Below are 15552 nucleotides of genomic sequence, written 5' to 3'. Positions count from 1 at the left end.
TAGACAATTCCGCTAACAACGACTAGAGGTGATTACATCCGATGAATTTATGTAAATTCCCGGTAATCTTACTTAACTAAACATTACATTATGTCGGATTTGGACAAAGCTGATTTTTTTTAAGTGTAACCACTGAGAAAAATCTAGTTAAATTTTGCTAATTTAGCAGTGTTCTTTAAGATTTGCTTATCTAAAAGTTGATGAAAAGTCAGGGGATAGTTTTAATTTTTACTGTTGGTAAAGTTAACTCTCCTGATGCTGACAATTTCAACAGCAGTAATTAATTTAACTTTTCATTACCCATATAAATAAAAGATGTAAATGTCAACAGCCACAGCATCAAGTTACGATCCCCTAAATTTAAACTTAAGTATTTGTAGTATTTTTGACGCAAGAACTGAGTTTTATGGGGAATAGTAACTAAAAATGTACGAATTTATATGAAACGTCTTGAATGTAGCTGAAGTAAATGCAAAATCTAACTCCTATGAGTAGTCACCGGTTAATCCAAAAACTACATCCACTATCTTTATTAGCACAGCTAACTAGTCGGCGTGCGACGGGTTGCTTACGTGTATTTACTGGTTCAACTTCATGGTCAATTCATCTTGAAGAAGGTAAACTGACTTATGCTTCTTCATCTGATAAGGTGTTTGAGAGGCTTGATAATCAGTTGCGGCGCTTGAGTTTAAATATTCCCTCGCTCAATAGTGCAACTCGCGTCCAAATGCGACTGATGTTTGAACCAGCCAATGAAAATCTGTCAATTCCATATCCAGATTACCAAGCAATTTGTTGGTTAGTAGAGCAGCGTTACATTAGTTCTATGCAAGCAGCTACTTTAGTAGACGAATTAGCTAAAGAGGTGCTGGAATCATTTTTAATTTTAAAAGAAGGAACCTACGAATTTTATCCTGACAGTTCCTGGAATGAACTACCAAAATTCTGCCAGTTAGACTTGCGTTTGCTAGTGGAATATTGCCAAAGACAACTACGACATCGTTACCATACCCAGCAACCAGCGAATGTTGCTAAAGGTTCGCCAGTTTTACCCTCAATTAATGCGCTATCGCAGAAAAAGACATTAACCAAAAATAACAATTTTGACTCTGGCGAAAATGGCAATCAAAAACATATCAAGCCACGGGAAAGAAATAGCTTATGTACAGTTGCCTGTATTGATGATAGTCAAACTGTATTAAATTCTATCAAATTATTTTTAGATGAAAATACATTTTCAGTGGTGACAATTAATGATCCAGTTAAGGCATTAATGCAGATTCTCCGCAGTAAGCCTGACTTGATTTTGCTAGATGTTGAAATGCCTAACTTAGATGGTTATGAACTTTGTTCATTGTTACGTAGGCATTCAGCCTTTAAAAATACCCCCATCATTATGGTGACTGGAAGGACAGGATTTATTGATAGAGCAAAAGCCAAAATGGTCAGATCATCTGGCTATTTAACTAAACCTTTTACTCAATCAGAATTGCTGAAAATTGTGTTTAAACATATTAAATAATACTGTCTTAACTACAATAAGGAGAATTAGGAGTGAGTTTAACTTTGGTTGGCACAATTTTAATTGTTGAAGATTCACCCAGCGAATTAGAATTGATGAGCCATTATCTCAAAGAAAGTGGCTATAACGTTATCAAAGCTAGTGGTGCAAAAGAAGCTTTAGAGCAAGCTATTTCACAAACGCCAGATGTGATTGTAACTGATGTTGTGATGCCAGGAATGAGCGGTTTTGAGTTGTGCCGTTCACTGAAAAAAAATCCCGCAACCCAAAAGTTACCCATAGTTATTTGTAGCTCCAAAAATCTCGAAATTGATAGATTATGGGCTATGAAACAAGGGGCAGATGTGTATCTGACTAAACCATACACCAGAGAACAGTTATTAAGAGCTATTAAATCAGTGGTGCTTTAATCAATGAATAATACTAACGTCATCCTTGCGGAAAAACCACTCCAAAATCATCTAGGAGATGGCTATTTAAAGTTTCAGCTAAATCAACAAACGGCGGCAATATTGGCAATGAATCACACTCAAGAAGCCGTGATTTTGCCTGTAGAAGCGATAACACCTATGCCCAATATGCCGGGATGTATTTTAGGCTTAATGAATTGGCGTAGTCGAATAATTTGGGCGATTGATTTACCCCGAATGCTGAATTTAGAAGCGATAGATACAAGAAGACAACAGTATAACGTCATTGTGATTAAAGCAGAATCACTGCTTTTAGGTTTAGTTGTACAAGAAATTAAGGGAACAACTAAAATTTTGGTTGACGAGATTCATTCCCCAATTGGACAAGTAGCATCTAGTTTAGTTCCTTATTTGCGCGGATGTGTTGTACAGCAAGAAGAAATTTTACTGGCGTTAGATGCACAAGCAATTGTGCAGTCTTCTATTCTCCGCAGTGATTAAGTTATCTGATAACAGATAACTTTAAATATTTTTTGATGTACCTATGCAGGAGAAGTTCAGCATGTTTAATAAAACTGACACGGCTAAGAGTGGTGATGGAATAAATCGTGCTTCGTTAATTGCATCTAGCAAGGTTTCTGAGAATAAGATATCTCTGAAGACTAGTTCTCAGACAGTTACTTCTGATGGCGAAACACAGCCGAATTTGGGTGGGAATTTTAAAAGGCTGAGTTTAGAAACTAAAGCCACAATTTTAGCGATCGCCATCAGTACTATACCAGCCTTATTCATTGGTGCGATCGCCTACCATCTAACCAGTAAATCCTTAACCAAACAAATTACCCAATCTCAAACGACGGAAGCTGTTGATTTAACTGAGAAAGTTAACCGCTTTATGTCCGACAGATATGGAGATATTCAAATCCTGGCTAACTCGCCTTTATTTGCCAAGGGCAACCTCACCAGCAATACTAATAATTCAGAAAAGCAGGCGTTACTCGATAAAATCCTCACCAATTATCAAAATTATAATAGTATTGCGGTCTTTGATACCGAAGGCAATGTGATTGTTCAATCTTCGGGTGAACCGATAGAGAACCAAAAAGACAATAGTTATTTTCAGGCGACACTACTCAAAGATGCGGCTGTGATTATACAGCCAGAAAAGTCTAGTGATATTTATCTTGCTGCCCCAATTAAAAATAGCACCACAGGTAAAACTTTAGGCATAGTCAGAACTAGTCTCCCAACCAAAGCTTTAGCCGAAACCCTCAAAAACTATGCTGTGAATGGCTATCAATATGCTTTAATAGATAACTCTGGCAAAGTTTTCTTAAGTTCACGCCCAGAATTATTAGGCAAAGAAGCAAAAGCCGAATATCCTGGTTTAGCCAAAATTCTCACCACCAATAATATTGCTACACTCACAACCGTTCCCCAAAGCCAGCGTAAACGGCAATTAATTAGTTACGTCCCAGCACCCAAAATTGCAGGTTTATCTGATTTAAATTGGCAAGTATTACTCATCAATGATGCGGCAATTTTATACGGTACACAACAACAATTGTTGTGGATTGTCACGATTGGCATAGCCTTGATTGGAATAATTGTAGCAGCGATCGCAGCTTGGTTAGCCAAACGTACCACACAGCCCATCATCAATGCCACCGCCGCCGTCGCCAAACTCGGACAAGGTGAACTCAACACCCGCCTCGCCTCCCAAAGAGAAGACGAATTAGGCGTATTAAGTGCCAATATTGATCACATGGCTGCCAAATTGCAGGTATTAGTCAACGAACAAGTTGAAATTGACCATACCAAAACCATCATTCAAGCCACATCCCCAGAAGAACGCCCCACACAAGAAGCCTTACAACTGCAACTCTTAGAACTACTCAACGACATCGAAGGTGCAGCTAGAGGTGACTTAACAGTCCGCGCAGATGTTACAGATGGCGAAATTGGCACTGTGGCTGACTTTTTCAACTCTATTGTCGAGAGTTTGCGGGATATCGTCACCCAAGTTAAACAAGCAGCTACCCAAGTCAACACGGCTATTGGTTCCAACGAAACAGCTATTCAAAAACTTGCAGACGAAGCCCTGGTACAAGCCGAGGAAATTAACCGCGCCTTAGATGCTGTGGATAATATGACTCATTCTATGCAAGCAGTAGCCAATAGTGCGGAACAAGCCGCTACCGTGGCGAATAACGCCGCCCAAAATGCTTCTAAGAGTGAAGAAGCGATGTATTTAACAGTGCAGAATATTCTGTCTCTGCGGGAAACTGTCGGCGAAACTGCCCAAAAAGTTAAACGTTTAGGCGAGTCTTCCCAACAAATTTCTCGCGTCGTCTCTTTAATTAATCAAATTGCCATGCAAACCAACTTACTCGCCATCAACGCAGGTATCGAAGCCGCCCGCGCAGGTGAAGAAGGACAAGGTTTTGCTGTGGTAGCCGAAGAAGTAGGTGAGTTAGCAGCCCGTAGCGCCGCAGCTACCCAAGAAATTGAACAAATTGTCGAGAACATTCAACGAGAAACCAGCGCCGTTGTGCAGGCGATGGAAATTGGTACTACCCAAGTTGGTGAAGGTGCGCGGGTAGTAGAAGAAGCCAAACAAAATCTCGGACAGATTTTTGATGTTTCTCGTCAAATTGATTCTTTAGTACAGTCTATTTCTTCTGCAACTGCATCTCAAGTGCAAACATCGCAAACTGTCAGCTTGTTAATGCAAGAAATCGCTGCCATTTCTCAGCGTACCAGAGATTCTTCTAGCTCTGTTTGCCAATCTCTCAAACAAACTGTCGAAATTTCTCATAAGTTGCAAGAGACTGTTGAGACTTTTAAAGTGAATTGATTTTGTCACTTGTCCTTTGTTGACGAATGACAAATGACAAGTGACTAATGACCAATGACTAATTATTAAAAATCATGTCACAAGATAAAGAATTAGAAATCCAGATGCAATTTCTGGAAGAAGCCACAGATTACCTCAATACCTTAGAGGCAGTCTTACTAGAAATCGATACCAGCCATCGTATAGATTTAGAAAAAATTAATGGCGCACTCCGCGCTGCCCACTCTATTAAAGGTGGTGCGGCAATGATGGGATTTCGGGTGTTAAGTGATTTAGCACACCGTTTAGAAGATGCCTTTAAAGTTTTAAAAACCCGCAAAAGTTCTTTAGAAATTGACCAACAATTGCAAAGTTTATTACTTTCAGCAATTGATTGGATGCGGCAAATTGTTGAATTATTATCAACCCAAAGTGCTATAGAAGAAGAATGGTTAACGAGTTTTTGTTATCCTGTTTTTGATGAACTTTATCAACGTTTGGGTGATCCTACTCCCGAAGATGCGACAACAATGTTGTCCCCAGAAGATGGACAGAATATTATTCCTTTATTATTTGAAACTGAAGTTGAAGGTTGTCTGCAACGTTTAGAAGCTGTGTTGGCTGATAGTCAACAACCTTGCTTGCAAGAAGAAGTGGCGATTATGGCGGCGGAATTAGGCGGTTTGGGAGAAATGCTGCAATTGTCAGCCTTTAGCCAACTGTGTGATTCTATCAAACAAACAATAGAATCTGCCGCACCAGAGCGCATCTCAGACATTGCTCAGATAGCATTGCAAACATGGCGGCGATCGCAAGCTTTAGTTTTAACCAATCAACTCGATAGTCTACCTAGGGCAATTGAGTTGAGTGAAATACCAACTACTTCCACAACTTATAATCAAACTGCGCCACTGTCAACCGCAGATGCCATCGCTCAATTCTTGGCGACAGATAACGGCGTTCACCCAGAAATAGAATTAGTCGAAATACCTGTAATTCACCAAGAAATCGAAATAGCTGCAAGTAATTTTGTACCTGTAGAAGCAGATATTCATCCTGTGAATCTGCCGGAAATTAACAATATTATTGCTGAACATAAAACTGAATTAATTGCTCCCAGCAAAGACCGCGAACATTCCGAAAATACAGTCCGAGTTCCTAGTAAACAACTAGAACAAATTAATGATTTATTTAGTGAACTAATTGTCCAGAGAAACGGACTGCATTCGCAACTAGAAAAATTACGTAAACTCTCACGTAATCTCGGACAGAGAGTGCAGAATCTGGATAGAGAAAATCAAGAATTACGCATGGCGTATAACCGTGTGATATCAGCTAGTATCCGGCAAAATAACAGTTCAGAAATAGATACTCAGCACTCAGTACTCACTACTCAGCCCTTATCCACCACGCATCACTCTCTCGAAGAAATTCATTTGCGATCGCAAGATATCGCCGAAACAATTGTCCAGGTGCAAGAAGTCTCCACCGACATTCAATTAAGTGCCGATGATGCCGATTTAATTGCTCGCAAATTAAACAAAACATCCAAGCAATTACAAACCAAACTCAATCAAGTGCGGATGCGACCAATTTCCGAATTAGTCGAGCGTTTTCCCAGAGCCATCCGCGACTTAAATGTCGAGTATGGCAAAAATGTCCAGCTAAAAATTGAAGGCGGTAATACTTTAATTGAACGCAGCATTTTAGAAGCATTAAATGACCCCTTAATGCACTTATTAAGAAATGCTTTTGATCATGGCATTGAAGAACCAGCCACCCGCCACCACTTAGGTAAACCAGAACAAGGATTAATCGAAATTCACGCCACTCATCGCAGTAATCGAACTATTATTAGTATGCGCGATGATGGACGCGGAATTTCTTTAGAAAAAATTCGTTCTCGCGCCTTAGCAATGGGGTTAGATAGTTCATTATTAGAAAGTGCCAGTGATGATGAACTACTATCGCTAATCTTTGAACCAGGGTTTAGTACCTCCGAAACAGTCACCGCCTTATCTGGCCGTGGTGTAGGAATGGATGTGGTACGCAACAACCTGAAACTGGTACGCGGCGATATCACAGTTGACACAGAACCCGGCGTTGGTACAACTTTTACCTTATCAGTACCCTTTACCTTATCTGTGGCGAGAGTGCTGTTAGTCGAAACAGGTAAAATATTGCTGGCATTTCCCACCGATGTCATCTCAGAAGTATTTTTACTCCAAAGCGATCGCATCATCTCAATGGGAGGTAGCGAAGTCATCAACTGGCAAGGTACAATGCTGCCATTAATTCGCCTGGGACAATATCTGGAATTTAACTGTCCCCGCTACGACAGTCCCGAACTGGAAACTCCCGCCGCCATCAACGCCAACAGCGTCTTAATCGTTAAAGGTAACAATCAAACCGTTGCCATTCAAGTAGACCGTTGCTGGGGTGAACAAGAAGTAGCCATCCGCCAAGTTGAAGGGAATATACCCTTACCAGAAGGCTTTAGTAACTGCACAATTCTCGGTGATGGCAGAGTTGTGGCCTTAGTCAGTGCGAATGAATTACTCTATTGGATTGCTACCAATCAAAATACCCCGAAAAACAATCAATTACCCTCCGTCCGATTAAAAACACCCTTCCTGTTCGTTGACAGCGAAAAACTCGCAGCCTTACCTCCCAAGCCCAAAGGCAAGATTTTAATCATCGATGACTCTATTAACGTCCGCCGTTTCTTAGCACTTACCTTAGAAAAAGGTGGCTATCAAGTAGAACAAGCCAAAGACGGACAAGACGCTTTAGAAAAACTCGAAACAGGCTTACAAATTGCCGCCGTCATTTGTGATATTGAAATGCCGCGTCTGGACGGGTATGGATTTTTAGGCAAAGTCAAAAACAATGGTGATTTGAAAAATATCCCCGTTGCCATGCTGACTTCCCGTAGCAGCGATAAACATCGCCGAATGGCAATGCAGCTAGGTGCTAGGGCTTATTTTTCTAAACCTTATAATGAGCAAGAACTACTCCGTACCCTAGAACAACTCATTGGTAATATAGCCGAGAGTGCAGCTTCTAATTAAATAGGACTTACAGCACTGAGGATTCAGTAATGAGTCATAAATTTACTTATGACTCATTACTCATTACTGCGATCGCGGGAATTTTCCCTCCTTTCTCTAAAATCAAGTAGAGACGTTGTATACAACGTCTCTAGCACAACTGATCTTAATGCTTCAGTCCTGTTTTATCTTGAAGGATGTTAACCGATATTAACCTTGACTACTTTTTGTTTTTCTGCTTCTGATTTTGGCAAAGTTAACCGCAGAATACCATCTTTATATTCCGCTTCTACTTTGTCATGTTGAACTAAAGAAGGTAATGGAATTATTCTTTGAAATCTGCCATAACGGAATTCCGAACGACTGATGCCTTTTTCCTCAATTTTAGTTTCAGATTTACGTTCACCACTAATAGAAACTGCTTCTGGTGTAACTTCAACATTGATATCTTTGGCATCTAGTCCTGGTACTTCTAGCCGCAGATGAATGGTATCGTCTGTTTCTTCAATTTCAGCAGCCGGGACAAAATTAAATGCTGTTCTTTCACCACCATTTGTAGGTGTTAGTCTGTCAAACAAACGATTCATTTGCCTTTGTAAAGTTTCCAGTTCTCGGAATGGTTCTAGGCGTTCAATATCACGAAACGGTTCCCAACGAATAAGTGCCATATCTATCACCCCTAAAATGAAAGATTTGGGATAATGAAGCTTAATTACAGGCTTATTTGTCGGTCAGTAATAGTTGAATCTTTTTGGAATATCAAGCCTAATCTCAAGCTTCTTGATTACACTTTAGCTTAAAATATTCTAGCTAGAGGTTCGGTTTTATAACAAAGTGCGATCGCAATAACCGTACCCACTTAATATAGTTTTGATTTTGTACCTTTTCGCTCAGTAAAGTTAGTTTCGCTTTTTCTAAGTAATGGGGGTAGTGAGTAATAAGTAATGAGTTAAAAGTTATGCCGTAACTATAGGACTTACGCAATAACCCTCTTAAATCCTCTTAACTTCGTGTCCTTTGCGCTCTTTGCGGTTCGTTTTTTCATGATTTTGCGTAAGTCCTGAACTATATCAAACTCTTCTAACTTTGTGTTCTAACCTGCGGGTAGCCGAAGAAAACGTCTACGCTTTTTCATGATTTTGCCTAAGTCTTATAAATAATACCTTTTCTTGTTGAAGATGCACTTTATTCTCTGCTTTGGCGCTTCATGAAGAATTGGTATAAGGGGTATTTATCATTACTCCTTACTCTTGGCTGTAACCCTCGTCTCGTTGAACAAGATATTACTATTAATTTATTTGATACTAGCACGCTCTATGTGTGTATTCTATTGATCAAAGTTTAGCTGAATAGAGATTTAGTGTGTGTAAGTGGGCAAACTAAATATATAGCAATCCTATTTGATTTTTAAATTATTGGTTGAGGCTGGGAATAGGGAGTAGGGAGTGGGGAGTAGATTTGTTTGTAATTCATTTAGGGTTGCTATAGCTTGTGATGTGTTGACACCTAAATTGGGTTAACACAGTGATCACTTATGCAGTCAGACCAAAAATAAGGACTGCATCAAGAGTACAGGGGTATAGGTTGTAGATAAACGGAAATCTTACACCCATATCAACAGGAAACTTTCTACCTAAGTTCTGAGAATCATCAATAAAACTGATAATGAGGTGTTATGTTTCAAGTTGTTGTAGGACACAGTAATGATCCTGATTCTGAAAATGCGATCGCAGAAGTTATTCAAAAATGTACCACCTCTCTCGGTGGGTTAGTTCCCCAAGCGGGAATTTTATTCAGTGCGATTGACTTTGAACATACTTTAATTTTGCAACATATTCAACGAATTTTTCCAGGAATTCAGTTAATTGGTGGCACTACGAATGGTGAAATATCCTCAATTTTGGAATTTCAACAAGATTCTTTAACTTTAATGCTCTTTGCTACAGACGAAGTGGAAATTTACGCAGGTGTGGGACGAGAAGCATCGAAAAATCCGGCTTTGTCTGCTCAACAAGCGATCGCTCAAGCAACAGCCCATACTACATCAACACCACAATTATGCTTGACCTTTCCCGATAGTTTAACCAGTAATGGAGTGTTAATTTTAGAAGGTTTAAAACAAAGTCTTGGAGGGCAGATTCCCATTATTGGCGGTATGTCTGCTGATGATTATACCTTTGACAAAACCTACCAATTTTTTCAAGATGAAGTTTTAAATGATTCAATTCCAGTATTAATATTTTGTGGAAAATTATTATTTTCCCACGGAGTCGCTAGTGGCTGGACTCCCATTAGTCAACGTAGTTGTGTCACAAAAGTAGATGGTAATGTCGTCTATGAAATTGATGGACAACGTGCATTAGATTTCTATCAGCACTATCTAGGCGAAGAACGATTTACAGCCAACTATGCAATTCACGCCCTAGCCGTTTTTGAGGATCAAGAACATTTTTATATGCGTGCGCCCAATGGCTACGATCAAGAATCTGGTAGTGTGACTTTTTTCTCAGATATTCCCGAACAAGCTATTGTCCAGATTACTGATGCAAACCGTCAAGATATTCTATTAGCTTCTGAGGCATCTTTAAAAAATGCTCTTGTTAATTATCCTGGGTTAGAACCAACTGCGGCTTTACTTATATCTTGTGCTGCTAGACGGCGAATTTTGGGAACTATGGCTAGTGAAGAGTATAAACTTGTCAAAACTCACTTACCACCAACCTTACCTTGCTGTGGTTTTTATGCTTATGGTGAAATTGCACCTTTGATGACTAAAGGCCAAACTCAATTTCATAACAAAACCTTTGTCACACTGCTAATGGGAACAAAATGAGTAATGGACGTATGGATGATTATCCTAATTCCATACAAATGCAAGAGTTGGAAAAGACAAACCGAATCTTGCGAAAAAAGTTGGAACGCTGCGAAACTGAACGTCGGCAGGTAGAATCTGATATTGCGACTAAAGAATTTTTACTCAAAAAAGTCATTTGTGAGTTAGAAACTTCACAGAATAATTTACAGCAAAGAAGCCAAGAGTTAGAAAATACTTTATATAGTTTGCATCAAATGCAAGTTCAGATGGTTCAAAGCGAAAAAATGTCGGCTTTGGGTCAAATGGTAGCGGGTATTGCTCACGAGATTAACAATCCTGTAAGCTTTATTTACGGCAATCTCAGTCATATCCAGGGCTATGTTGATGACTTGCTGCGTCTGCTTCAACTTTATCAGCATTACTTTCCTAACCCGCCAGCCGAAATTCAAAAAGAAAGTCACATCATTGATTTAGAGTTTCTCAAACAAGATGTCACTAAGGTACTGTACTCAATGAATATTGGGACAGAACGCATTCGGGAAATAGTATTATCACTCAGGAACTTTTCTCGGTTAGATGAAAGTGAGTTCAAAGCAGTTGATATTCATGAAGGAATTGATAGCACATTGTTGATTTTGCAACACCGTCTGAAAGCTAATGAGCAAAACCCAGAAATCTTAATTATTAAAGAATATGGTGATTTACCAGATGTAGAGTGCTACGCTGGGCAGATGAATCAGGTATTTATGAATATTCTGGTAAATGCCCTTGATGCGATCGCAGAATTTAATACCAAACGAACTTATCAAGCAATCGAGAATCATCCCAGTTGCATTACAATCCGTACTGACGTAATTGATTCCAAGTGGGTCAAAATTGCGATCGCTGATAATGCCAATGGCATTCCCGCCGCCATTCAGACACAAATTTTTAACCCATTTTTCACCACAAAACCTATTGGTAAGGGAACAGGAATGGGACTGGCTATCAGTTACCAAATTGTTACCGAAAAACATGGCGGTAAGTTAGAATTTTTTTCGACACCCGGACAAGGAACAGAATTTGTCATTCAAATTCCTCTCAGACAATCTCTTAATTAGTTCCATTGCATAGCCTCCAGGCAATATTTATCAGGACTTACGCACAAAGATTGTCTATGAAGATTGGGTGTAAGGGTGTAAGGGTGTGTGGCGTAAGGGTTTTAGATATATACACCCCTATACCCTGTACCCTTGCACCCTCGCCAAAACCCTTGATTTTTCGTTTTTATGCGTAAGTCCTATTTATTTCACTTCAACATCAAAATTTAGAATGATTATTGAGCAGAAATCAACTAAAAAAGCCTGGGCAGGGGCAATATCTCAACCAGCAACAGAATTTCCTCTCACACCATTACCAATTCTCTCTGGCAAAATCCCAGAAGGTTTACGCGGCACACTCTACCGCAATGGCCCAGGACGTTTAGAACGGGGCAATATCCATGTAGGACACTGGTTTGACGGCGATGGGGCAATTCTCGCAGTTAATTTTAATGCTGCTGGAGCCACAGGAGTTTATCGTTATGTACAAACTGCGGGTTATCAAGCCGAAACCGCCGCCGGGAAATGGCTTTACGGCAATTATGGTATGACTGCACCGGGGGCAATTTGGCATCAATGGCGCAAACCAGTAAAAAATGCTGCGAATACTTCTGTATTGGCTTTACCAGATAAACTCTTAGCACTTTGGGAAGGTGGACATCCCCACAGACTTGATTTAGCCACCTTAGAAACTCAAGGTTTAGATGATTTAGGTGGTTTAAAGCCGGGATTATTTTATTCTGCTCACCCAAAGGTTGATTTTTCAACACAGGAGATTTTTAATTTTGGTGTGAGTCTGGGGTTAAATGCCACGCTGAATGTTTACAAAAGTGATAGGACTGGCAAAATTATTCAAAAAGCTCAGTTTCCATTAACAGGTTTGCCGCTAATTCATGATTTTGTTTTAGCAGGACAATATCTGGTGTTTTTTATTCCAGCCGTGCGGTTGAATTTGTTACCTATCGTTTTGGGAACCAGCAGTTATAGTGATGCACTCAAGTGGCGACCAAATTTAGGCACACAAATTTTAGTCATTGACCGTGAAACTTTGACTTTAGTCAGTCACGGAGAAACTGAAGCTTGGTATCAATGGCATTTTGCCAATGGTTATGTTGATTCTAGCGGCGCAGTAATTGTGGATTTTACCCGCTATGATGACTTTCAAACTAATCAATATCTTCAAGAAGTTGTGGCTGGAAAAACTCAGACAACTGCCAAAAATACATTGACGCGAGTTGTGCTGCAACCCCAAACTGGCAAGGTGACAACAATTGAAACTTTATTAGACCGGACTGGCGAGTTTCCCAATGTACCAGCGCCAAATGTTGGGCAGAACTCGCGCTACACCTATATGAGTTTATTTCGTCAAGGTACAGATATTAGTCAAGAATTATTAAATGCGATCGCCCGTTTTGATCACAATACCCATACCCTCACCGAGACCAACCTGGGCGAAAATCGTTATCCTTCAGAACCCTTAGCTGTGCAAGATATTCATAACCCGCAACAAAGTTGGGTACTCACTGTTGTCTATGATGGCAATTCTCATACTAGCGAAGTTTGGATCTTTGATAGCGATCGCCTGGACGCAGAACCAGTCTGTAAATTAGGTTTACCCAGCGTTATTCCCCACAGTTTCCACGGCACATGGAAAGCTGCATCATCAACCTAACTCGAAGCACTCGTATAAAAACGCAAAGCAAACCGCCACCACTTAGTAGACAGCCAAAACAAAACAATTGCTAACACCAGCGCACCTATCAACCAACTAAACTGCACTCGTCCCAGCATCGCTTCTGCTGGCACAGTGGTTAAAAAAGTCACTGGTACTACAAAGGTAAAGAAAAAGCGGTAAGCTGCGGGGTAAGCCACCATTGGATATCTACCAGCCTCCAACAAACCCCGCAGCACTTCCGTGGCATTGTAAATTTTCACAAACCAAATGCTAGTAGCTCCCAGCATAAACCACAAGCTATAAAGAATTACTATCCCAAATAACAAAGGTACGGCACTTAGGAGATAATTATCAATTCCCAAGCCCAGGCGATTGCCTGCATAGCCAATAATCAAACTACCTAAAATTAGATCCGGTAATCCCCACGGTGAAAGAGTATGAGTAGATAGCCAAAATTGACTGCGAATCGGTTTGAGGAGTACAAAATCTAAAGTCCCTACCTGCACATGACTCACAATTTTATTTAAATTCGGAGCCAAAAATGTCGCAGAAAAACCTTGTAGAATCGTAAAAATTCCCAACACAATCAAAGCTGCTTCCCATGACCAACCCGCAAAAGTATAGCCAGTACGATAAAACAAAAACAAGCTAAAAATACTTCCGCCTAAATTACCCAAACTAGTAAGTGCAGCAACTACAAAGTTAAGTCGATACTCCATCTCTGCCGCTAAGGAGGTAGTCCAAAATAGCCGGATTAATTTCCAATATCTACTCATCTTCGTCTAACATCTCATTACACAATTAATTTAGCAACTGACACAACCTTTATAATCTGAATCACATAATAATTTTACTTAATGACAATATAGCAATCCTAAAGGATGTATAAACATCTATCTCCCTTGTCTCTGTTATTCACACATCAACTAAAACTGCTATATATAGGACTCATATTTGATTTATGAAAAAAATCAGTACACCCAGGTCAAGCTTCTTTTCTACTCCCTACTCCCCATTCCCTACTCCCTGCCTATCGCGCTTGCGCTGCGCTTCGCGCACCACACAACTAGATTCAGAAATCAAATCGGATTCCTATATATAATTGCTTATTCTTGAAAACGTGAGGTTTTATGCACTTTGATTTACCAGAATTAATTAAATCTATCGGCTACTTTGGAGTCTGGGCAATAATTTTTGCTGAATCAGGATTACTTATTGGTTTTTTTCTTCCAGGCGATAGTTTATTATTTACAGCCGGATTTGTGGCTTCTCAGCATTTACTGAATATTTGGGTTTTAATTATTGGTGCATTTATTTGTGCAGTTTTAGGCGACAACATTGGTTACACTACGGGGCATAGATTTGGCAGAAAATTATTTCAGAAAGAAGATTCTTTATTTTTTCATAAAAAACACGTCGTTAAAACGCAGAAATTCTATCAAAAACATGGCAAAAAAACTATTGTTTTAGCTAGGTTTGTTCCGATAGTGCGGACTTTTGCCCCAATTGTTGCTGGCTTGGGTGCTATGCAGTATCAAACTTTTATGTTTTATAACCTCATCGGTGGCTTTTTTTGGACTGTGGGGATGACTTTATTAGGCTTTTTCTTAGGAAAAACTTTACCTGCTGAACAAGTAGATAAATATTTGTTGCCGATTATTGGAATGATTATTGTGATTTCTTTAGTCCCTTCGATTGTGCATCTAGTTCAAGAAAACCGAGCTAAAAACTAGTAAATTGGATTATTGGTATTGCGATCGCTTAAACGTCAACTAGAATTTCTGTCTGAGTATATGTAAGGTGTGTTAGGCGCAAGCTGTAACGCACCAAAAGCTTTTCTATTAGATGTGTGTTACGCTGTCGCCAACATATCCTACGTGTATTTCACAAATTAAATATGAGTCTTGTATACCAATACAGTTCAGTTAAGGCAACAACTTAGACTGGTGTAGGTTGAGTGGAGGAACGGAACCCAACATTCACGCATACTTTGTTGGGTTACGCTATCGCTACACCCAACCTACTATTCTTATACCAATTTAAGAAAAGAATGCAACAGATAGAAATAAAGAAAGTCTTACTGGAGCTAGATTTCTTAATTGCGAATTGCGAATTGCGAATTGGTATTATTACTCATGCTGTACCTCACTTACTTCAAAAGTGCT

At 39.7% G+C, this 15552-nt stretch carries 11 protein-coding genes; 9 read left to right on the top strand and 2 right to left on the bottom strand.

The features are described 5' to 3' along the window. The first annotated feature begins 469 nt into the window (after positions 1-469). The 5 genes from H6G28_RS14360 to H6G28_RS14340 all read left to right on the top strand — a co-directional run bounded on the left by H6G28_RS14360 (position 470) and on the right by H6G28_RS14340 (position 7839). Positions 470-1522: a response regulator gene (locus H6G28_RS14360; protein ID WP_190671553.1), complete on the top strand. Its 1053-nt coding sequence runs from the start codon at positions 470-472 to the stop codon at positions 1520-1522. Between the two features lie 32 nt (positions 1523-1554). Beyond that, on the top strand, positions 1555-1932 hold the full coding sequence (locus tag H6G28_RS14355) for a response regulator (RefSeq protein ID WP_190592559.1): 378 nt from the start codon (positions 1555-1557) through the stop codon (positions 1930-1932). 3 nt (positions 1933-1935) lie between these two features. After that, a complete protein-coding gene (locus H6G28_RS14350; protein ID WP_190592560.1) occupies positions 1936-2433 on the top strand; it encodes a chemotaxis protein CheW in 498 nt (165 codons plus the stop codon). Positions 2434-2494: 61 nt separating this feature from the next. Beyond that, positions 2495-4789: a methyl-accepting chemotaxis protein gene (locus tag H6G28_RS14345; RefSeq protein ID WP_190671551.1), complete on the top strand. Its 2295-nt coding sequence runs from the start codon at positions 2495-2497 to the stop codon at positions 4787-4789. Between the two features lie 74 nt (positions 4790-4863). Beyond that, the gene (locus H6G28_RS14340; RefSeq protein WP_190592562.1) at positions 4864-7839 is read left to right on the top strand and encodes a hybrid sensor histidine kinase/response regulator; all 2976 of its coding nucleotides are present in this window, start codon (positions 4864-4866) and stop codon (positions 7837-7839) included. 179 nt (positions 7840-8018) lie between these two features. On the opposite strand, the gene H6G28_RS14335 is transcribed toward H6G28_RS14340, so the two are convergent. Next, entirely contained in the window at positions 8019-8486 is a 468-nt protein-coding gene (locus H6G28_RS14335; RefSeq protein ID WP_190592563.1) for an Hsp20/alpha crystallin family protein, read from the bottom strand. A gap of 1007 nt (positions 8487-9493) precedes the next feature. Between H6G28_RS14335 and H6G28_RS14330 the strand changes: the two genes are divergently transcribed. From H6G28_RS14330 to H6G28_RS14320, 3 genes are all read left to right on the top strand, one after another. Beyond that, a complete protein-coding gene (locus tag H6G28_RS14330) occupies positions 9494-10651 on the top strand; it encodes an FIST signal transduction protein (protein WP_190671549.1) in 1158 nt (385 codons plus the stop codon). Then, a complete protein-coding gene (locus H6G28_RS14325) occupies positions 10648-11733 on the top strand; it encodes a sensor histidine kinase (protein ID WP_397329576.1) in 1086 nt (361 codons plus the stop codon). The genes H6G28_RS14330 and H6G28_RS14325 overlap by 4 nt, the downstream gene beginning before the upstream one ends. A 211-nt stretch (positions 11734-11944) precedes the next feature. Continuing rightward, positions 11945-13384, top strand: coding sequence for a carotenoid oxygenase family protein (locus H6G28_RS14320; RefSeq protein ID WP_190671546.1), 1440 nt, complete (start codon positions 11945-11947; stop codon positions 13382-13384). Here the strand turns inward: H6G28_RS14320 and H6G28_RS14315 are convergent. Then, positions 13381-14163: an ABC transporter permease gene (locus H6G28_RS14315; protein WP_190592566.1), complete on the bottom strand. Its 783-nt coding sequence runs from the start codon at positions 14161-14163 to the stop codon at positions 13381-13383. The genes H6G28_RS14320 and H6G28_RS14315 overlap by 4 nt on opposite strands. A 354-nt stretch (positions 14164-14517) precedes the next feature. Here H6G28_RS14315 and H6G28_RS14310 point away from each other — a divergent pair, with 354 nt between their 5' ends. After that, positions 14518-15120 carry a DedA family protein gene (locus tag H6G28_RS14310; protein ID WP_190592567.1) on the top strand — a complete coding sequence of 201 codons (603 nt, stop codon included), beginning with the start codon at positions 14518-14520 and terminating at the stop codon, positions 15118-15120. Positions 15121-15552: the final 432 nt, after the last annotated feature.

This window comes from Nostoc sp. FACHB-190 (assembly GCF_014696905.1).
Classification (GTDB): domain Bacteria; phylum Cyanobacteriota; class Cyanobacteriia; order Cyanobacteriales; family Nostocaceae; genus Nostoc_B.
The sequence above is the reverse complement of the archived record's forward strand: the minus strand, read 5'-3'. Positions and strand labels throughout refer to the sequence as shown.